This is a genomic window from Actinosynnema sp. NPDC053489 (assembly GCF_044544865.1).
In the GTDB taxonomy this organism is placed as follows: Bacteria; Actinomycetota; Actinomycetes; order Mycobacteriales; family Pseudonocardiaceae; genus Actinosynnema.
The window spans coordinates 222425-241130 of sequence record NZ_JBITXT010000002.1; the positions used below are offsets into that span (position 1 = coordinate 222425).

At 73.5% G+C, this 18706-nt stretch carries 15 protein-coding genes and 1 riboswitch; of the genes, 11 read left to right on the forward strand and 4 right to left on the reverse strand.

Annotated features, from left to right (window positions below; genetic code table 11):
* Positions 1–48 precede the first annotated feature (48 nt).
* Complete coding sequence (locus ACIGNX_RS04030; RefSeq protein WP_396536078.1) at positions 49–2052, forward strand: hypothetical protein; 2004 nt, start codon at positions 49–51, stop codon at positions 2050–2052.
* A 1-nt stretch (position 2053) separates the two neighbouring features.
* Positions 2054–3292, forward strand: coding sequence for an ABC transporter substrate-binding protein (locus ACIGNX_RS04035; RefSeq protein ID WP_396536080.1), 1239 nt, complete (start codon positions 2054–2056; stop codon positions 3290–3292).
* Here ACIGNX_RS04035 and pnuC read toward each other — a convergent pair.
* Complete coding sequence (gene pnuC, locus ACIGNX_RS04040; protein ID WP_396536082.1) at positions 3289–3921, reverse strand: nicotinamide riboside transporter PnuC; 633 nt, start codon at positions 3919–3921, stop codon at positions 3289–3291. The genes ACIGNX_RS04035 and pnuC overlap by 4 nt on opposite strands.
* A gap of 51 nt (positions 3922–3972) precedes the next feature.
* Positions 3973–4096: riboswitch (FMN riboswitch) on the reverse strand.
* A gap of 152 nt (positions 4097–4248) precedes the next feature.
* Between pnuC and ACIGNX_RS04045 the strand changes: the two genes are divergently transcribed.
* On the forward strand, positions 4249–5487 hold the full coding sequence (locus ACIGNX_RS04045) for a phytase (protein WP_396536978.1): 1239 nt from the start codon (positions 4249–4251) through the stop codon (positions 5485–5487).
* A gap of 213 nt (positions 5488–5700) precedes the next feature.
* Here ACIGNX_RS04045 and ACIGNX_RS04050 read toward each other — a convergent pair whose 3' ends face one another.
* Both ACIGNX_RS04050 and ACIGNX_RS04055 read right to left on the reverse strand, forming a co-directional pair.
* Entirely contained in the window at positions 5701–6519 is an 819-nt protein-coding gene (locus ACIGNX_RS04050; protein WP_396536084.1) for a hypothetical protein, read from the reverse strand.
* Positions 6520–6723: 204 nt separating this feature from the next.
* Entirely contained in the window at positions 6724–8238 is a 1515-nt protein-coding gene (locus ACIGNX_RS04055; RefSeq protein WP_396536086.1) for an alpha/beta hydrolase, read from the reverse strand.
* A gap of 130 nt (positions 8239–8368) precedes the next feature.
* Here ACIGNX_RS04055 and ACIGNX_RS04060 point away from each other — a divergent pair, with 130 nt between their 5' ends.
* The 6 genes from ACIGNX_RS04060 to ACIGNX_RS04085 all read left to right on the forward strand — a co-directional run bounded on the left by ACIGNX_RS04060 (position 8369) and on the right by ACIGNX_RS04085 (position 14634).
* Entirely contained in the window at positions 8369–9544 is a 1176-nt protein-coding gene (locus ACIGNX_RS04060) for a PucR family transcriptional regulator (protein WP_396536088.1), read from the forward strand.
* A gap of 173 nt (positions 9545–9717) precedes the next feature.
* A complete protein-coding gene (locus ACIGNX_RS04065) occupies positions 9718–10659 on the forward strand; it encodes an ACP S-malonyltransferase (protein ID WP_396536090.1) in 942 nt (313 codons plus the stop codon).
* Entirely contained in the window at positions 10656–11633 is a 978-nt protein-coding gene (locus tag ACIGNX_RS04070; RefSeq protein ID WP_396536092.1) for a beta-ketoacyl-ACP synthase III, read from the forward strand. The genes ACIGNX_RS04065 and ACIGNX_RS04070 overlap by 4 nt, the downstream gene beginning before the upstream one ends.
* Before the next feature lie 61 nt (positions 11634–11694).
* Positions 11695–11934 (forward strand): acyl carrier protein, encoded by a 240-nt coding sequence (locus ACIGNX_RS04075; protein ID WP_053720023.1) that lies wholly within the window; start codon positions 11695–11697, stop codon positions 11932–11934.
* Entirely contained in the window at positions 11931–13166 is a 1236-nt protein-coding gene (locus tag ACIGNX_RS04080) for a beta-ketoacyl-[acyl-carrier-protein] synthase family protein (protein WP_396536094.1), read from the forward strand. Before ACIGNX_RS04075 ends, ACIGNX_RS04080 begins: the two co-directional genes overlap by 4 nt.
* A gap of 40 nt (positions 13167–13206) precedes the next feature.
* Positions 13207–14634 (forward strand): acyl-CoA carboxylase subunit beta, encoded by a 1428-nt coding sequence (locus ACIGNX_RS04085; RefSeq protein ID WP_396536096.1) that lies wholly within the window; start codon positions 13207–13209, stop codon positions 14632–14634.
* A 56-nt stretch (positions 14635–14690) separates the two neighbouring features.
* Here ACIGNX_RS04085 and ACIGNX_RS04090 read toward each other — a convergent pair whose 3' ends face one another.
* Positions 14691–15269 carry a hypothetical protein gene (locus ACIGNX_RS04090; RefSeq protein WP_396536098.1) on the reverse strand — a complete coding sequence of 193 codons (579 nt, stop codon included), beginning with the start codon at positions 15267–15269 and terminating at the stop codon, positions 14691–14693.
* A 497-nt stretch (positions 15270–15766) separates the two neighbouring features.
* Between ACIGNX_RS04090 and lanKC the strand changes: the two genes are divergently transcribed.
* Positions 15767–18301, forward strand: coding sequence for a class III lanthionine synthetase LanKC (gene lanKC, locus ACIGNX_RS04095; protein WP_396536100.1), 2535 nt, complete (start codon positions 15767–15769; stop codon positions 18299–18301).
* Between the two features lie 38 nt (positions 18302–18339).
* Positions 18340–18498 carry a SapB/AmfS family lanthipeptide gene (locus tag ACIGNX_RS04100; protein ID WP_360800878.1) on the forward strand — a complete coding sequence of 53 codons (159 nt, stop codon included), beginning with the start codon at positions 18340–18342 and terminating at the stop codon, positions 18496–18498.
* Positions 18499–18706: the final 208 nt, after the last annotated feature.

Below are 18706 nucleotides of genomic sequence, written 5' to 3' on the forward strand. Positions count from 1 at the left end.
CACCCCATAGACTTGGCGCACAAACCCGGCGTTCCAACGAGGGGTCGGATGGGGACGCAGCCGCACGCGGTGCACCGCACGGTGGTGGTCGTCGACGTGTCCGCGTTCGGGCGGCGGTCGCGGGCGCCCCAGGAGGAGATCCGGCGCGGGGTGTACGCGGCGCTGGAGGCGGCGTTCGACGACAGCGGGCTGGACTGGTCGGGCGCCGACCACGAGGACCGCGGTGACGGCGTGCTGGTGCTCGTCCCGGCCGAGGTGCCCAAGAGCCGGGTGGTCGGCGGTCTGCCGCACGCCCTGCTGGGCGAGCTGCGCCGCTACAACGCGACCCGCAACGAGGACGCCCGGATCCGGCTGCGGATGGCCGTCACGGCGGGCGAGGTCCGCTACGACGAGCACGGCGTGGTCGGCGACGAGGTGACGCTGGCGTTCCGGCTGCTCGACTCCGCGCCGCTGCGGGACGCGCTGGCCCGGTCGACGGCGGTGCTCGCGCTGATCGTCTCCGACCGCTTCCACGCCGACGTGGTGCGACCGGACCCGGCGCTGGACCCCGGGTCCTTCCGGCAGGTCCGCGTGGACGTCAAGGAGGTCCGCGGGCGCGCCTGGCTGCACGTCCCGGAGGGCGCGCCACCCCCGCCGCCACCGCCGGTGCCCGTCCGCCGCCGCGGGCCGCGCCGGGCGCTCGCGCTGCTGACGGCGCCGCTGCTGTTCGTCGGCGCCACGAACGCCGCCGGCGCCGCGCCGCCCGTCGTGCCGCCCTGCCCGCCGCCGGTCCAGCTCAACGTGCTGGTGTCCGCCGAGCTGGCCGACGTCGTGCGCTCGCTCGCGCTGGAGTTCGAGGACCAGTCGGTCGACCACAACCACCTGGGGTGCCGGGAGCTGGACGCGCTGGTGTTCAGCGGGCAGTCGTCGGACGAGGGGGCGGTCGTCGCGCTGGGCCGGGGGTGGACGACGGGTGACCTGACCACCGTGGGCCCGGAGCCGCACGTGTGGTTGCCGGACAGCACGGCGGAGGTCCGCGCCGTCGAGGCCGCGCTGCTGGGCAGCACCGACGTGCGGCTGCGGCCGCGCGGGAGCGTGGCGGTGTCCCCGGTGGTGCTGGGCGCCTCGGAGGAGCTGGCCGGGCGGGTCGCGCAGGACGGCGAGTTCACGTGGGGCTACTCCGGCAGGCCCGCCGCGGTCGACACGTCCTCGGGCGTCGGCGCGCTCGCCGCCGCGGCGCTCGCGCACGGGAAGCTGGGCGGGCTGTACCTGGACGCGCCGGACGTGCCGCGCAAGCTGCACGACCTCGCCCGCTCCGCGACCACCGACCGGCCGTGCACCGGGGACGTGGCGTTGATCAGGTCCGAGAGGGCGGTGGCCGACACCGAGGGCTGCCAGGTGCTGTACCCGACCGACGGCGTGCTGGTCCTGGACCACCCGTTCGTCGAGGTCGAGCGGCGGAGCAGGCCGAACCCGCCGCGCCGGCAGCGGGCCGCGGACCGCTTCCTGGAGTACCTGCTCTCCGCGCCGGCCCAGGACCAGTTCCGGCGGGCGAAGTTCCGGGACGTGTCCTGGAACGTCGGCGCGGACCCGGGACGGGGCGTGCGCGCCGGGCGGCTCCGGGTGCTGCCGGTCGAACCGGACGCGGCCGCGGTGCGCTCGGCGTGGCGGAACGCGGGCCGGGACGAGGTGATCGGCGTGGCGGGCGACGGCTCGGCCGAGGCGGACTCGTTCCTCGACCAGGTGAGGCAGCTCGCCGGGCCGCGGGACCGGGTCGTCGGGCTCCGGCTCTCCGCCGGCGTGGTCGCGGAGGCCGCCGGGCAGGGCGTGAACGTGCTGGTGCTGGCCTCACGCGCGCCCATCACGGCCGTCACGAGGTCGGCGAGCGGTCCGGTGCGGGTGGTCTCGGTGGGTTTCACGGCGGGCGCGTGCGCGCCCTCAACGGCCCTCCACGCCGTCGCGCAGGTCCACGGGGGTTCCTGCCGCGAGATCCTCGACCTGAACCCTCCCGCGCCCTCTCAGGACCGGGAAAGCGCCTTGGACGACGTGGCCCGCGCCGCGTGGGGAGGGTGACGTGCTGCGCCTGATCGTGCCGCTGCTCGTGCTGGTGGCGGCCTGCGCCGCCCCGGCCGGGGACGACGCGGCGGACGGCGAGGGGCCGATCACGTTCGTGGACGGCCGCGACACCACCGCGGGTCGCCAGGTGCGGCAGCTGGTGACCCGCTGGAACGCCTTCGCCAGCAGGCGCGAGCAGGTGGAGTTCGTGGAGATGCCGACCACCACCGACGGCCACCGCGCCCAGTTGACCGCGCGCCTCCAGGACCTGGCGAGCGCGGGGCGGGCCCGGCGCGCCGACCAGGACTGCTACGACGTGATGGCCGTGGACGTGGTGTGGACGGCCGCGTTCGCCGCGGCGGGGCACCTGGTGCCGCTCAAGCCCGACGAGTTCGGGGTGGACCGGATGCTGCCGGAGGCGGTGAAGACCGCGAGGTCGCCGGACGGCAAGCGGCTGTGGGCGGTCCCGTGGCGCGGCGACGCCGGGTTGCTGTACTACCGCAAGGACGTCCTCGACGCGGAGGGGTTGCGGCCCCCGACCACGTGGGAGGAGCTGAGGCGGCAGGCGACCGCGGTCGCGGGGCGGCACGGTCTCGCCGGGTACGTGGCCCAGCTCAGCCGCTACGAGGGCCTGACCGTGAACGCGGCCGAGGCGATCTGGGCGCACGGCGGTGACCTGGAGCACCCCGACTCGGTCGAGGCGAAGAACGGCGTGCGGGCGCTGGCCGAGGGCGTCGCCCAGGGGTGGATCGCGCGCGAGTCGCTCGACTACAACGAGCTGAGCTCGCTCGACGCGTTCAAGGCCGGTCGGGCGCTGTTCATGCGCAACTGGCCGTTCGCGGGCCCCCGGCTGAACGGCGAGGACTCCCGGGTCCGCGGCAAGTGGGCCCAGGCGGCGTTGCCCGGCCCGAGCGCGCTGGGCGGCTGGAACCTGGCCGTGTCGCGGTGCTCGGCGAACCAGAAGACCGCCCGCAAGTTCATCCGGTTCGTCACCGGCGAGGACAACCAGCGCCTGATGGCCCGCGAGGCGGGGTTCGCGCCCTCGCTCCGCGCGCTGTACGAGGAGCCGGACCTGGTGTCGCCCGAGCTGCGCAACAGCCTGCTCGGTGCCCGGGTCCGGCGTCCTTCGGCGCACTACGACGAGCTGACCAGCGTGATGCAGGAGAGCCTGTACCACGTGCTGGACAACCCGGAATCGGTCGACGAGTCGATGGACCAGCTCGCGGAGGAGCTGGCCGCGGCCGAGCAGGGTCGTTAGGGCGAGACCGGCGCGACCTCGGCCGCGGTCCGCTTCGCGGCCCGGTTCCAGTCGATCCAGCCGCGGATCACCAGCACGGCGAAGACGCTGTAGACGGCGGCGCTGAAGTACAGGCCCGACTGGATCTGCAGCGGCACGCCGATCGCGTCCACCACCAGCCAGACCAGCCAGAACTCGACCAGGCCGAAGCCCTGGAGGGTGAAGGCGAGCACCGTGCCGACGAAGATCGCCGCGTCCGGCCAGGGCGCCCACGAGGCGTCCAGCGCGTCCAGGAGCAGCGCGAACGCGACCGTGCCGACCACGAAGGCGGCGAGCACGGCCAGGCGCTCCTTGGCGGTGCCCTTGCGGACCACCACGCCGAACACCGGGTCGCGCCGCCGCGTCCACGCCCACCAGCCGTACAGCGTGATCAGCGCGATCACCACCTGGCGCGCGGCCGTGCCCCCGAGGTGCGCGGACACGTAGACCACGAACAGCAGCGTGACCGAGACCAACTGCACGGGCCAGGTCCACAGCGTGCGCTTCTGCGCCAGGTAGACGACCACCAGCGCGAAGACCTGGCCGATGAACTCGGCCCAGGACACCTTCTGGCCGAACACCGTGAAGCCCTGCTCCATCAAGACGTGCACCGCGTCCTCCATCCCCACGACAGGCGTTCCCGGGGCATGGCGAGCCGACGCGACGCGCGCCTCCCATCCGGACTTTCACCGTCGGCCCCGGAGTTCCACCGGGTCAGCCGCCCTGGTGGGCGGGTCGCGGGCTGTCACCGCCGGTTCGGATTTCCACCGAGCCCCGGAGCGCTTGTCTCTCATCGCGTCGGAACATCATGGCGTGCCGAACTGTTCCTGGGGTGATCAACGGCACATCGGGCACGATCCGAGAACCCGCGGCTTCGTGGTCACCTCGACTTCAACCCCGGTACACCGGGGGTGGGTAACTTCCGCCGAATGCGAATCCTGCTCCTCGCCGCGGTCGCGCCGCTGCTCCTGGCCTCCTCCCCCGGGCCGGCCGAGGTGGTGCCGGTGACCCAGACGCGCGCGTTCGTCGACGACGCGTCCGGCTCGCCCGCCAACGCCGACGCCGACGACCCCGCCATCTGGGTGCACCCGCGCTCCCCCCGGCAGAGCGTCGTGCTGGGCACGCTCAAGGAGGGCGGCCTGGCCGCGTTCGACCTGGCCGGCCGGACCCTGGGCACCTACCCCGCGCCGGTGCCGCCGACCACGGGCGCCAAGCCCGGCCGGTTCAACAACGTGGACGTGCTCAGCCGCGTGCCGGTCGGCGGGCGGACGCGCGACCTGGCGTTCGTCAGCGACCGCGGCCGGGACCGCGTGCGGGTCTACGAGCTGGACGGGCGCGGTGCGGCGGCGGGCGCGGCGGTCGTGCGCGACGTGACCGACCCGGGCGCGCGGCCGGTGTTCTCCTCGTCGGAGGAGGAGGTGGACGACCAGCACACCGCTTACGGGCTGGCGGCCGGGTTCGTGGGCCGCACGCCGGTGGTCGTGACCAACCGGCGCAACGAGACCCGGGTGGCGCTGCTGCGCGTGGTGCCCGGTCCCGGCGGTTCGGTGGGCACGGCGGTGACGGCCACGCTGGACCTGCCGTCGTCGTTCCGGCTGCCCGACGGCACCACGTGGACGCCGTGCGGCGAGCCGGGCGAGGGCCCGCAGCTGGAGGGCATGGTGGTCGACTCCGCGCACGGCGTGCTGTACGCGGCGCAGGAGGACGTCGGCATCTGGCGCGTGCCGCTGCGGGCGACCGGGTTCGGCACGCCCGTCCTGGTCGACGAGGTTCGCTCGTTCGGGGTGCCGCAGAGCTACGACCCGGAGACCGAGGAGTGCTCGGTGTCGGGTGCGGACCCCGGGTTCGGCGGCGCGCACCTGACCGCCGACGCCGAGGGCCTGACCCTGGGTGACGGGTACCTGATCGCGTCCAGCCAGGGCGACTCGCGGTTCGTGGCCTACGAGCGGACGGGCCGCAACTCCTACGTGGGCGAGTTCGTGGTGGGCCGGGGTCGGGGCAACGACTCGGTGGAGCACTCGGACGGCGCCCAGCTGGTGACCGCCGACCTCGGACCGAGGTACCCGAAGGGGCTGCTGGTCGTGCACGACGGCGAGCGCACCCCGGCCGCCGGCGACCTGCCGACCACGGGCTTCGCGTACGTGAGCTGGGCGGACGTGCTGGAGGGGCTGCGCTGAGCCGCTCGACGGCGGCCGGGCCCTCGCCCGGGAACGCGGGGCGAGGGCCTGGTCGGTGTCGCGGTGGTGGCCGGCGGGGCCGGGTGGTGGTCCCGCCGCCGGCCGGGGCGTGACCGGCCGGCGGCGGAAGGGTGTCGCCGGACCCCGGAATCGGCGGCCCCCGGAGTCAGCGGCCCCCGGAATCGGCGGTCCGGCGGGACCCCGGCCTCGGGGTCAGCCGCCTTCCGGGCGCGGGGGGAGCGGCATGCCGGCCGGTGGGGTCGGCGGGTCCGCCGGTGCCTGCCGAGCGGAGCGGGCGGCCGAGGTGACCGGTTGCTGGGTGCGGCTCGTCAGCGGGTCCTGGGACTGGCGCGGGGCGGGCGTGATGTGGGCCGACTCCTCCTGGATGCGGTTGAGCCAGCCCTCCCAGCGCTGCTGCATCGGGCGCACCAGGCCGCCGCCCACGCCCACCACGATCACGCCGGCCACGGCGGCCAGCACGGCGATCAGCACCGGCATGGTGACGGCGACCGCGATGCCGAGCTGGTTGAGCGCGGCGATGACGCCGAGCGCCACGACGAAGCCGTAGGTGACGCCACCCAGCACCCTGGCGTACGGGCGGTGGCCCAGCGCGCCGGTCAGCAGGCCCCGCACCGCCTTGCCGATCGCGGCCGCCACGAGGACCAGCACGATGGCCACCACGATGCGCGGCAGGTAGGCGATGACGTCGTTGAGCAGGGCGCTCACCGCGTTGCCGGTGCCGAACACGCCGAACGCGAGCTGCAGCGCGATCAGCAGCACGAAGTAGTAGACGAGCTTGACGATCACGTTGGAGGCGTCGATCGGGGTCCGCGCCATCGCGCCGCCGAGGCCGGAGCGCTCGACCAGCCGGTCGAAGCCCACCCGCTTGAGCAGGAACCCGACGGCCTTGGCCAGCGCCTTGGCGATGACCCAACCGATGAGCAGCACGACCAGGAAGCCCAGGAGCTTCGGCACGAACGTGGCCACCATCGCCCACGCCTGTCCGAGCCCTTCGGTGATCTGGTTACCCACGACGACCCTCCTCCGCGTTTCGGCCTGTGTTCCGGATCGTTTCTCAGCCCACATCACCCGGCAACCTGAAGTGGTGGCACGAAAGGGTGACTGACGTGGCGGTTCTCGCGTCGGCAGTCCAGAGTGGAGTCACCGGTGGGGACCGGGGAGAGGGAAACGCCCGGCGCGGGGTTCTCGCGCCGGGCGTTTTCGCGCGTGCCCGGCTCAGGGCGAGGCCGCCGCCGCGAGCCCCGCGGCCAGGCCCCGACCCTCCAGGTAGGACCGCACGCGCTGCGGCGACGGCTGCGCGGTCACGTCGGGGCGCGGGTCGCCGGGGCAGTACGAGCTGCTGGGCGGCAGCACGCCGTCGATCAGGTACCGGTTGACCCGCCGGTCGACGCAGGCGTTGCCGCTGCCGTAGAGGCCGTGCTTGCCCTCGTCGCGCACGGTGACGAGATTGTCCCCGAGGCGTTCGGCCATGGCCGGGCCGCCGTCGTACTGCGTCTGGGTGTCGCCCTCCGCCTGCACGATCACCCCGACGGGGTAACCGTCCCGCTTGAGCTGCACGGCGGGCTCCGGCGGGGTGAAGGTGCGGAACGCGCACGTCGTCGGGGCCACGCGCAGCACGCCGAACCCGTACGGGTAGCGGTCGCGGAAGATCCTCATGTCCTCGTAGTAGGTCTCCAGGTCGGTCGGCCAGTCGACCTCGCACGTCACCGTGTTGAACACGCCGGACACCAGCTCGTCCTCGGCCGCCCCGGCCATCAGCGCGCTCGACTCGGACGGCGAGCCGGCCCGCAGCTGGGCCACCGCCACCGCCAGGTCCGACCACAGTGGACGGTAGCGGGAGCCCACGCCGACGGCGGCGTCGAAGCGGGTGCGGTTGGCGTCGCCCACCGGTTTCACCGCCAGCGCGGTCGCGACCGACTCCACGGTGCCCAGCACCTGCGCCGACGACGTGCCGAGCTGGAACCGGTCGTTGTGCTGGGCGACCCAGGCCGCCCAGGTCTCCACGTTGCGCCGGGTGGCCACGGCCTGGTTGCGGAACTGCTCGCGCCAGATCCACTCCGGGTGCACCGACGAGTCGAGCACGCTGCGGTCGAGCCGGTTCGGGAACAGGCTGCCGTAGACCGCGCCCAGGTACGTGCCGTACGAGTAGCCCAGGTAGTTGATCTTTTCCTCGCGCAGCACGGCCCGCACCACGTCCAGGTCCCGCGCGGTGTTGGCGGTGCTGACGAACGGCCGGATGCCGCCGGCGGAGCGCTGGCAGGCGTCCTCGGCGGCCTGCGCCTCGGCGGCCCACTTCGGGAACTCCGAATCAACCGGTCGGGTGTCCGCGGTGGCCAGTTCCGGGACCGTGCGGCAGGTCAGCGCGGTCGAGCCGCCCACCCCGCGCGGGTCGAACCCGATCAGGTCGTAGGACTTCGCGAGCTCGGAGTTCGCCAGGAACGTCGGCATGCCCAGGCCCGAACCGCCCGGCCCGCCGGGGTTGAGCACGAGGACGCCCCGCCTGCGGCCGGGATCGGTGGCCTTCCGGCGGCTGATGACGAGCGAGATCCGCTCGGCGGCCGGCCGCGCGTAGTCCAGCGGCAGCACCAGCTCCGCGCACTCCAGGGACTGCTTGCACTGCGTCCAGGTGAGCTGCTGCGCGTGGAACTCCGCCAGCGGGTCGCTGCGCGCCGCCGCGACCGACGGTGCCGCCGCGGCCAGCACCGCGCCGACCACCAGGCAGATTGACATGGACCTGCGCACGAGACCTCCCAGGCGAGCCGGTCAGAAATCGCCACCGACGGTAGGGCGATCGGCGCGGAGCGTCAGGGCTTGTCACTCGTTGGTGGCGGCCCGGGACGGCCGTGCGATCGTGTGGGGCGTGACCGGCTCAACCGCCTTGTCGGGGGACACCCTGCGCACGCTGCGACGGGCGTCGGGCGACCTCGCCGCCGCGAGCGTCGCCGAGATGGAGGAGCGCCTGCCCTGGTTCCGGCGGATGCCCGCCGACCAGCGCGCCGGGGTGCTGCTGCTGATCCAGAACGGCGTCGCCGGGTTCGTGTCCTGGCTGCACGACCCGCAGCAGGCGATCCGGCTGACCGCCGAGGCGTTCCGGTCCGCGCCGAAGGACATCTCGCGCTGGGTGAGCCTGCGGCAGACCGTGGAGCTGGTGCGGATCGCGCTGGAGCTGTTCGAGGAGCTGCTGCCGAAGCTGGCCGCGAACGAGGCCGAGCGGGCGCTGCTGACCGAGGGCGTGCTGCGGTACGGCCGGGAGATCGCGTTCTCCGCGGCCACCTCGTACGCGGCGGCGGCCGAGGCGCGGGGCGCGTGGGACGCCCGGCTGGAGGCGCTGGTCGTGGACGGCATCGTGCGCGGTGACGCGGAGGAGTCCCTGCTGTCGCGCGCCACCGCGCTGGGCTGGGACCCGGCCGCCGAGGCCACCGTGCTGGTGGGCAACCCGCCGTCGGACGACCCGCCCGCGGTGGTGTTCGAGGTGCGCAGCCGGGCGGCCCGGATCGGGCGGCCGGTGCTGCTGAGCGTGCAGGGCTCGCGGCTGGTGGTGGTGCTGGGCGGCGAGACGGAGCGCGGCGAGTCGCTGGTGCGGATGTCCGACGCGTTCGGCCCCGGGTCGGTGGTGGCCGGGCCGACCGTGACGAGCCTCGCGGACGCGCACCGCAGCGCCGGCGACGCCCTGTCCGGGCTGCGCGCGGTGGTGGGCTGGCCCGCCGCGCCCCGGCCGGTGCGGTCGCTGGACCTGCTGCCGGAACGGGCGCTGGCGGGCGACCCGGAGGCCGAGTGGCAGCTGGTCGACCGGGTGGCCCGGCCGCTGGAGGACGCGGGCGGCGCGCTGCTGGAGACGGTGGACGCCTTCCTCGAAGTCGGGGGCGTGCTGGAGGCGTGCGCGCGGAAGCTGTTCGTGCACCCGAACACGGTCCGTTACCGCCTCAAGCGGGCCACGGAGCTCACCGGGCGGAACGCCAACGACCCGCGTGACGCCCTGGTGCTGCGGGTCGCGCTCTCCGTGGGGAGACTGGCCCGCGCCCGCGGCCTGTGGTGACCCGCGAGGGGGACCCTCGGCCGGGTGTGACGCACGACGCATGTCCGGTTTGGGTCGGGATCGACAACACGCGACGTCGTTCTACGTTCATCTACGAGTCACATTTGTAGAGACCCTACAACGCAACGTCCCGGGTTTCGTCCGTGGCGACATCACCGCGAACCGCCGCGAGCGTGTTCAGTGAGCGGGTGATCGCGCTCCTCGCCCCCGGACAGGGGTCCCAGACACCCGGCATGCTGACCCCCTGGCTCGAAGTCGAGGGGGCCGCCGAGCGCGTCGCCGCGTGGTCCGAGGCGACCGGTCTCGACCTGGCCCGGCTGGGCACCACGGCGGACGCGGACGAGATCAAGGACACCGCCGTCACCCAGCCGCTGGTGGTCGCGCTGGCCCTGCTGGCCTACGAGGAGCTGCGCCGCCGGGTCGAGCTGCCCGCCGACACCGTCGTGGCGGGCCACTCCGTCGGCGAGCTGGCCGCCGCCGCCATCGCGGGCGTGCTGAGCACCGACGACGCCGTGGCGCTGGCCGCCGTGCGCGGCGCCGAGATGGCCGCCGCCTGCGCCCTGACCCCGACCGGCATGGCCGCGGTGCTCGGCGGCGACGAGGCCGAGGTGCTGGCCCGGCTGGACGAGCTGGGCCTGGTCGGCGCGAACCGCAACGGCGCGGGCCAGATCGTGGCCGCCGGGCCGCTGGACGCGCTGGCCGAGCTGGTCGAGCAGCCGCCGGAGCGGGCGAAGATCCGCACGCTGAAGGTCGCCGGCGCGTTCCACACCCGGTTCATGGCGCCGGCCGAGGACGCGTTGCGCGCCCGCGCCGCCGGGATCGCGGTGAAGGACGCGGCGCTGCCGCTGCTGTCCAACGCCGACGGCGCGGTGGTCGCCGCGGGCGACGAGGTGCTGGACCGACTGATCTCCCAGGTGACCCGCCCCGTGCGGTGGGACGCCTGCCAGGCAACCCTGGCCGAGCGGGGCGTGAGCGCGGTGGTGGAACTGCCGCCCGCCGGTGCGCTGACCGGCCTGGCCAAGCGCGAACTGAAGGGCACACCCACCTTGGGCCTCAAGACCCCCGACCAGCTCGACCAGGTCGTCGAGACCATCACCGCCGAGGTGGCCGAGTGACCACCTTCTCGCTCCCCCCCGGGTCCGCCGGCAGCCGCATCGTCGGCCTGGGCAGCTACCAGCCCGAGACGATCGTCAGCAACCACGACCTCAGCCTGCGCATGGACACCTCGGACGAGTGGATCCGCGAGCGGGTCGGCATCGCCAACCGCCGCGTGGCCAAGCCGGACGAGCGGCTGGTGGACATGGCGGTCGAGGCGGGCGCGAAGGCCGTGGCCGACGCCGGGCTCGCCCCGTCGGACATCGGCGCGGTCCTCGTGGCCACCTGCACCATGCCGTCGCAGATCCCGAACGCCGCCGCGCAGGTCGCCGACCGGATCGGCGTCAAGGGCGCGCCCGCGTTCGACCTGAACGCCGCGTGCGCCGGCTTCTGCTACGCCCTGGGCACCGCCTCGGACCTGGTCCGCGCGGGCACCGCGCAGCACGTGCTGGTCATCGGCGCGGAGAAGCTGACCGACTGGGTGGACGGCGACGACCGGTCGACGGCGATCATCTTCGCCGACGGCGCGGGCGCGGCGGTCGTCGGCCCGGCCGACGAGCCGGGCATCGGGCCGGTGTCGTGGGGCAGCGCGGGCGACCTGGTGGACATGATCCACGTCCGGGACCGGCACTCGTTCATCTTCCAGGAGGGCCAGTCGGTCTTCCGCTGGGCGACCACGCAGATCGCGCCGATCGCGCTGCGGGCGATCGAGCTGGCGGGCCTGGAGGTGTCCGACGTGGACGTCTTCGTGCCGCACCAGGCGAACCTGCGCATCGTCGAGGCCATCGCGAAGCGCCTGCACGCCAAGGGTGCGCGTGAGGACCTCGTGATCGCCCGTGACATCGTGGACTCCGGCAACACCTCGTCCGCTTCGATCCCCCTCGCGCTGGACCACATGCGCGCGGCGGGAGAGGTGCGCAGCGGTGACGTGGCGCTGCTCGTCGGCTTCGGGGCGGGGCTGTCCTACGCGGGACAGGTCGTCCGGCTGCCGTGACCGCAATCCGAGACTCCGGTGGGACGACCCAGCCGGCGAAGCAAGAAGGAAGGGATTTTCAGTGAGCAACGAGGACATCCAGAAGGGGCTCGCCGAGATCGTCGAGGAGGTCGCCGGCGTCGAGGCGGCCGACGTGACGGCTGACAAGTCCTTTGTGGACGACCTGGACATCGACTCGCTGTCCATGGTGGAGATCGCCGTGCAGGCCGAGGACAAGTTCGGCGTGAAGATCCCGGACGACGAGCTGGCCAACCTCAAGACCGTGGGCGATGCGGTCAACTACATCGCCAGCAACGCATGACCAGTAGCAACGACGTCGTCGTCACCGGGCTGGGTGCCACCACCCCGCTCGGTGGCGACGTCGCCTCCACCTGGGACGCGCTCCTGGCCGGGCGCAGCGGCGTGCGCACGCTGACGGCCGACTTCGTGGAGCGCTTCGAGCTGCCGGTGAAGATCGGCGCGCCGCTCGCGGTCGAGCCGACCGAGGTGCTGCCGCGCGTCGAGGCCCGCCGGCTGGACCGCTGCGAGCAGGTCGCGGTGGTCGCCGCCCGCCAGGCGTGGGCGGACGCCGGGTTCGGCGAGGACGACGTCGACCCCGAACGGCTCGGCGTCGTGGTGGGCACCGGCATCGGCGGCGCGATGACGCTGCTGGACCAGGACGACCTGATCGAGGCGTCCGGGCTGCGCAAGGTGTCGCCGCTGACCGTGCCCATGCTCATGCCCAACGGCCCGGCCGCCCACGTCGGCCTGGACCTGAAGGCCCGCGCGGGCGTGCACGCGCCGGTGTCGGCCTGCGCGTCCGGCGCCGAGGCGCTGGCCTGGGCGTACCGGATGCTGAAGTCGGGCGAGGCGGACGTGGTCGTGGCCGGTGGCGCGGAAGCGTGCATCACCACCATCACCATGGCGGGCTTCATCCAGGCCCGGACCATGAGCACCCGCAACGACGACCCCGAGCGCGCCTCGCGCCCGTTCGACGTCAACCGGGACGGCTTCGTGCTCGGCGAGGGCGCGGGGATGCTGGTGCTGGAGCGCGAGGACTTCGCCCGCGCCCGCGGCGCCCGGATCTACGGCAGGCTCGCGGGCATCGGCACCAGCTCCGACGGCCACCACATCACCGCGGCCGACCCGGAGGGCATCGGCCAGTCTCGGGCCATCGCCAAGGCGGTCCGGATGGCGGGCGTGGACCCGGCCGACATCGGCCACGTCAACTGCCACGCGACGTCCACCCAGGTGGGCGACGTGATCGAGCCGCAGGCCGTGCGCCGGGCGGTCGGCGACCACCCGGTGCTGACCGCGCCCAAGGGCAACCACGGCCACCTGCTGGGCGCCTCGGGCGCGGTGGAGGCGATCACCACGCTGCTGTCGGTCCGCGACGGCATCGTGCCGCCGACGCTGAACCTGGAGGACCAGGACCCGAAGGTGCAGCTGGAGGTCGTCACGGGTGAGCCGCGCAAGATCGACCTGATCGCCGCGGTCAACAACTCGTTCGGGTTCGGCGGGCACAACGTCTCGCTCGTCTTCACCCAGGCCTGATCGTTCCGGCGCGCCGGACCGTCCCACGAGGAGCTTCGCGATGACTGCCCTTGCGTCCCGACCGGTCAACCCGGGTGCGGACGGCGAAACCGACCCGCGCGACCCCGAGGTCCGGCTCGCGCAACTGCTCGACCCCGGTTCCATCGCCCCGCTGCGGCCCCGCGACGGCAGCGGCATGTTCGCCGTGCGCGGCCGGATCAACGGCGCGCGGGTCGTCGCGTACTGCAGCGACGCCACGCGGATGGGCGGTGCCCTGGGCTCCGAGGGGTGCCGGCACATCGTGGAGGCGATCGACACGGCGGTGCGCGAGCGCACGCCGGTGATCGGCGTCTGGCACTCCGGCGGCGCGCGGCTGCCGGAGGGCGTCGAGTCGCTGGACGGCATGGGGCAGATGTTCGCCGCGATGATCCGGGCGTCCGGCCGGGTGCCGCAGATCTCCGTGGTGGTCGGTCCGGCGGCGGGCGGCGGCGCGTACGGCCCGGCGCTGACCGACGTGGTGATCATGTCGCCGGCCGGCAAGGTCTTCGTGACCGGCCCGGACGTGGTCCGGTCGGTGACCGGCGAGCAGATCGACATGGACGGCCTGGGCGGCGCCGAGGCGCACGGGCGCAAGTCCGGCGTCGTGCACGTCATCGCGGAGGACGAGCCCGACGCCTACCAGCGGGCGCGGCGGATCACCGGGCTGTTCGCGCAGCCCGGCGTGTTCGACCTGCACTCGGTGCCCGACGGCGACGACCTGCGGGCGTTGCTGCCGGAGCAGCCGCAGCGGGCCTACGACGTCAAGCCGCTGGTGCGGGCGATCCTCGACGACGAGTCGTTCGAGGAGCTGCAGGCCAAGTGGGCGCCCAACGTCGTGGTCGGCCTCGGCCGGCTCGGCGGGCGCACGGTCGGCGTGATCGCGAACAACCCGATCCGCAAGGGCGGGTGCCTGGACTCGCTGTCGGCGGAGAAGGCGGCGCGGTTCGTGCGGATGTGCGACGCGTTCGGCGTGCCGCTGCTGGTGCTGGTGGACGTGCCGGGGTACCTGCCGGGCGTCGGCCAGGAGTGGGACGGCGTGGTGCGGCGCGGCGCGAAGCTGCTGCACGCGTTCGGCGAGGCGGTCGTGCCGCGGGTGACGCTGGTGACCCGCAAGTCGTACGGCGGCGCGTACATCGCGATGAACTCCCGGTCGCTGGGCGCGACGGCGGTGTTCGCGTGGCCGATCGCCGAGGTGGCCGTGATGGGCGCCAAGGCCGCGGTCGGCATCCTGCACCGCAAGAAGTTGGCGGCCGTGCCGGACGAGGAGCGCGAGGCGCTGCACGCCCGGCTGGTCGAGGAGCACGAGCGCATCGCGGGCGGTGTGGACCGGGCCATCGCGATCGGCGTGGTGGACGAGGTGGTCGAGCCCACGCGGACGCGGCGCAAGCTGGCGGAGGCCCTCGCGGCGGCGCCGGCGGGTCGGGGCGCGCACGGCAACATCCCGCTGTAGCGGGTTCGCGTTCCAGGTGGGGTCGCCGCGGTCGGGGGGCGACCCCACCGTCGTGTTCAGCAGGCGGTGAACTGGGAGGCCGAGCCCTCGGTGCCGAGGTCGACGCGCAGCGCGCCGCGGTCGACCTGCAACGGGTAGACCACGCGCCAGCGGATGCAGTCGGCCTGGAGATCGGCGGGCGCCTTGGCGACGTCCTGCGTGCTGGTGAACGTCATCAGCACCCGCAGCCGGTCCTCGGTGACCGACTCGATCCGGTGCACGAGGATCGACCCGTCGCGGGAGCTCTCGTAGTCCCACAGCCACTTCGACTTCGGCGTCTCGTCGACCCGGCGGGCGCTCACCGTCCGGGTCCACTGCTCGTAGTCGTGGTCGTTGATCGCGTCGAAGAACCGCTGGAGCACCTCGCCGACGCGCCGGCCGTCGGGGTGCTGGGCCGCGTCGGCGCTCAGCTGGACCGTGCCGGAGCCCGGTTGCGCGCCGCGGGGCACGGAGCTCGACGGCCCGGAGCCCGGTTCGGCGACCTGGTCGTCCTGCACGGCCGCCGGCCGCTGGTACGCCTCGCGCGCCAGCACACCCGCGCCGGCGGTGGCGGCGGCGACCAGCAGCACGACGGGCAGCAGCAGTCGGGCGGACACACCACGAGCGTGCCACAGCACCGGCGCGCGCCCATAATCACCCGGACGGGCCAGCGTTTTCCCCGAATACTGCGGTTTGCCCGAACCGGTATAGCAACCGACAATGGGCGTCCACGTGAAGTGCGCCACCCTTCGCCCGAAATATCGGGTCCACCCCGTCCCGGAAAGCGCGAACCCGCCCCGACGATCGTCGCACCACGGTCCGTGACGAAAACCGCAGAACAGCGGCGAACTCGGGAAACCGCAGGTCGACCCCGGTAAAGGTGAAGAACGATCGCGTTTCGTTTAGTGGCCGCCAGCTCCCGGTTTCCTCACGACAGAGAAACCAAACCTCGCGATCGGGTGACTTTCCGGGGACTATACCCACCCACCGTGCCAATCCGACGACATCTCATCCCACCAATGGCGGGCAACGACCCCCGAAATGGTGGATTGGCTACCTGCCGTTCACTATGCGGAAATATGCCGGTCGGAAAAATCGCGAGGAGGCGAATCCCGTGGACCTCCGCTATGAGGCGTACTGCTTCGCGGATCGTCTGTTCTACGACGTGCAAAGCCACGCGGAAACCGCCCAGGACGATTTCTCGCAGGTGCTCCCCGCGTTGCCGGACGGATGGACGCAGGGTGACCGCAACATCTGGCGGCACGTCCACCCCGACGGGGTTGTCCTGCCCAAGCAGGGCTGGAAGGTGCACGTCTCGGCCACCGTGCTGAACGCGGCCGAAGTGCTGCTGAAGTCCTACGAGTACCTGATCGCGCGCCGCATCCCGTTCAAGTACCTGCGCACCCGGTCGATCGTGCTGGCGCGCAACTCGAAGTACGCGCCGCGCGAGGGCAGCGGCAAGCTGATCACGATCTACCCGGCCGACGAGGCGGAACTGGAATCGACGCTCGTCGAGTTGTCCGAGATCTTGAAAGGCCAACCGGGCGCGTACATCCTCAGCGACCTCCGATACGGCGCCGGACCGCTGTTCGTCCGCTACGGCGGGTTCGTGGAGCAGTGGCTGGAGCAGGACGGCAAGCGCGTGCTGGCCATCGAGGGCCCCGACGGCGCGCTCGTGCCCGACCAGCGCAAGCCGACGTTCTGGGTGCCGGACTGGGTGAAGCTGCCCGCGTGCCTGGAGGAGCACCTGGCCGCCCGCCGCGCCGGTGACGCCGACGCGTTCCCCTACCGGGTGGTGCAGTCGCTGCACTTCTCCAACGGCGGCGGGGTGTACGAGGCCGTGCGCAAGTCCGACGACCGGCCGGTGGTGCTCAAGGAGGCCAGGCCGCACGCGGGGCTGGACCGGGAGAACGTCGACGCCGTGGCCCGGCTGCGCCGCGAGCACGAGATGCTGACCAGGGTGGCCGGCGTGCCGGGCGTGCCGGAGGTCCACGAGCTGTTCACCGCGTGGGAGCACCAGTTCCTGGCCATGTCGCGGGTGGCGGGCCGCCCGCTGGGCCAGTGGCTCGGCCACAACTACCCGCTGACCCACCACGAGGTCACCGACGAGGCGATCACCGCCTACACCGGCCGCGCCCTGAAGCTGGTCGGCGAGGTCGAGCGGATCATCGACGCGGTGCACGAGCGCGGGGTCGTGTTCACCGACCTGCACCCGCTCAACGTGCTGGTGGACGACGACGACTCGGTGTCGCTGATCGACTTCGAGCTGGCGTTCGGCATCGAGGAGGACGGCAGGCCCACGCTCGGCGCGCCCGGGTTCCAGGCGCCGCGGGACCGCACCGGCTTCGACATCGACGAACACGCGCTGGCCGCGTTGCGGCTCTACGTCTTCCTGCCGCTCAACGCCGTGATCGAGCTGTCGCCGGTGAAGCTGCGCTCGCACGTGGACTTCGTCCGGCGCCGGTTCGGCCTGCCCGACGAGTACTGCGCGAAGATCCTCGACGCCCTCACGCCCCGGGTCGACGTGCCCACCGGTCCCGCCACCACCGCGCTGGACGTGCCCGAGCCGGACTGGCAGGTGGTGCGCAAGTCGATCGCGGCGGGCATCCTGGCCAGCGCCACGCCCCACCGCACCGACCGGCTGTTCCCCGGCGACGTGGAGCAGTTCGAGGTCGGCGGCGCGGGCTTCGGCTACGGCGCGGCGGGCGTGCTGCACGCGCTGCACGTGGCCGGCATGGGCCGCTACCCCGAGCACGAGCGGTGGCTGCTGGACGCGGTGCGCCGCGAGCCGCCGAAGGAGCCCGGCTTCTTCACCGGCGCGCACGGCATCGCCTACGTGCTGGAGAACTTCGGCCACCACGACCTGGCCGAGGAGCTGGTCCGCTCCTACGCGCAGATGGTGCCCGGCACCCGCGACCACGGCCTGAGCTCCGGCCTGGCGGGCATCGGCCTGAACCTGCTGCACTTCGCCGGCACCCGCTCCGACGACACCTACGCCACCCGGGCCCTGGAGCTGGGCGAACGGCTCGGCACCGCGCTCGCCGACGCCGAGCCGCCCGGCCCGAAGGCCCGCGCCGGCTTCGAGCACGGCTGGTCCGGTCCGGCGCTGCTGTTCCTGCGCCTGTTCCAGCGCACCGACGACCGCCGCTGGCTCGACCTCGGCGTCCGGGCGCTGGAGCGGGACCTGGCCGAGACGATGACCGCGCTGGACGGCTCGACGCAGGTCCGCGACGGCAACTTCCGCACCCTGCCCTACGTCGGCGTGGGCAGCGCGGGCATCGCGCTCGTGCTCAACGAGTTCCGGGCGGTCGACCCCGACCTCCCCGTCGTCGAACGGCTGCCGGAACTGCTCGGCGGCACGACCGGCGAGTTCGTGATCCAGCCCGCGCTGATGCTCGGCCGGGCCGGCCTGCTCGCGACCCTCGCCCACGCGGGCGGGCCGCGGGAGGCGATCGACCGCCACCTGGCCGCGCTGGCCTGGCACGCCGTCCCCTACCAGGAGGGGCTGGCGTTCCCCGGCATCCAGCTGCGGCGGCTCTCGATGGACGTCGACACCGGCGGCGCGGGCGTGCTGCTGGCGCTCGGCGCCGCGCTGGACGGCACACCCGTGCTGCCGTTCCTCACAGCCCCGGCCCTCACCGGCCGGTAGCAATAACCCTTCCAATCCCCCGAAATTGAGGAGTCACGATGGACTTCATCCTCGACCTCCAGGACCTCGAGACCCCCGAGGCCCAGTCGAACGCGATGGCGAGCGGCGGCAGCAGCGGCGGCGGCAGCACGACGGCGTCCAACGCCTCCCTGCTGCTCCCCTGCAGCCACTCCACCGTGAGCCTGCTGGCCTGCTGACACCCGTCCCGAACGGGTCCGGGTGAGCGGCGCAGTCGAAGTGCGCCGCTCACCCGGCGGCAGTGCACCGCGTCGCCACGGCGACGCGACCTCGCGGGGGGGGGGCGGCGGGGGGGGGGGCCCCCCCCACCAGATTTGCCCCCCCCCCCCCCCCACCACTGAGTCCCCCCAAGTGGTGTTGTTGCCCCGCAAAAGGCGCGACCGCCGG

Excerpts from the sequence above, each read along its gene's own strand:
- ACIGNX_RS04030 (WP_396536078.1), top strand. The coding sequence starts at position 49 with ATGGGGACGCAGCCGCACGCGGTGCACCGCACGGTGGTGGTCGTCGAC.
- ACIGNX_RS04055 (WP_396536086.1), bottom strand. The coding sequence starts at position 8,238 with ATGTCAATCTGCCTGGTGGTCGGCGCGGTGCTGGCCGCGGCGGCACCG.
- ACIGNX_RS04080 (WP_396536094.1), top strand. The coding sequence starts at position 11,931 with ATGACCAGTAGCAACGACGTCGTCGTCACCGGGCTGGGTGCCACCACC.
- ACIGNX_RS04085 (WP_396536096.1), top strand. The coding sequence starts at position 13,207 with ATGACTGCCCTTGCGTCCCGACCGGTCAACCCGGGTGCGGACGGCGAA.
- ACIGNX_RS04100 (WP_360800878.1), top strand. The coding sequence starts at position 18,340 with ATGGACTTCATCCTCGACCTCCAGGACCTCGAGACCCCCGAGGCCCAG.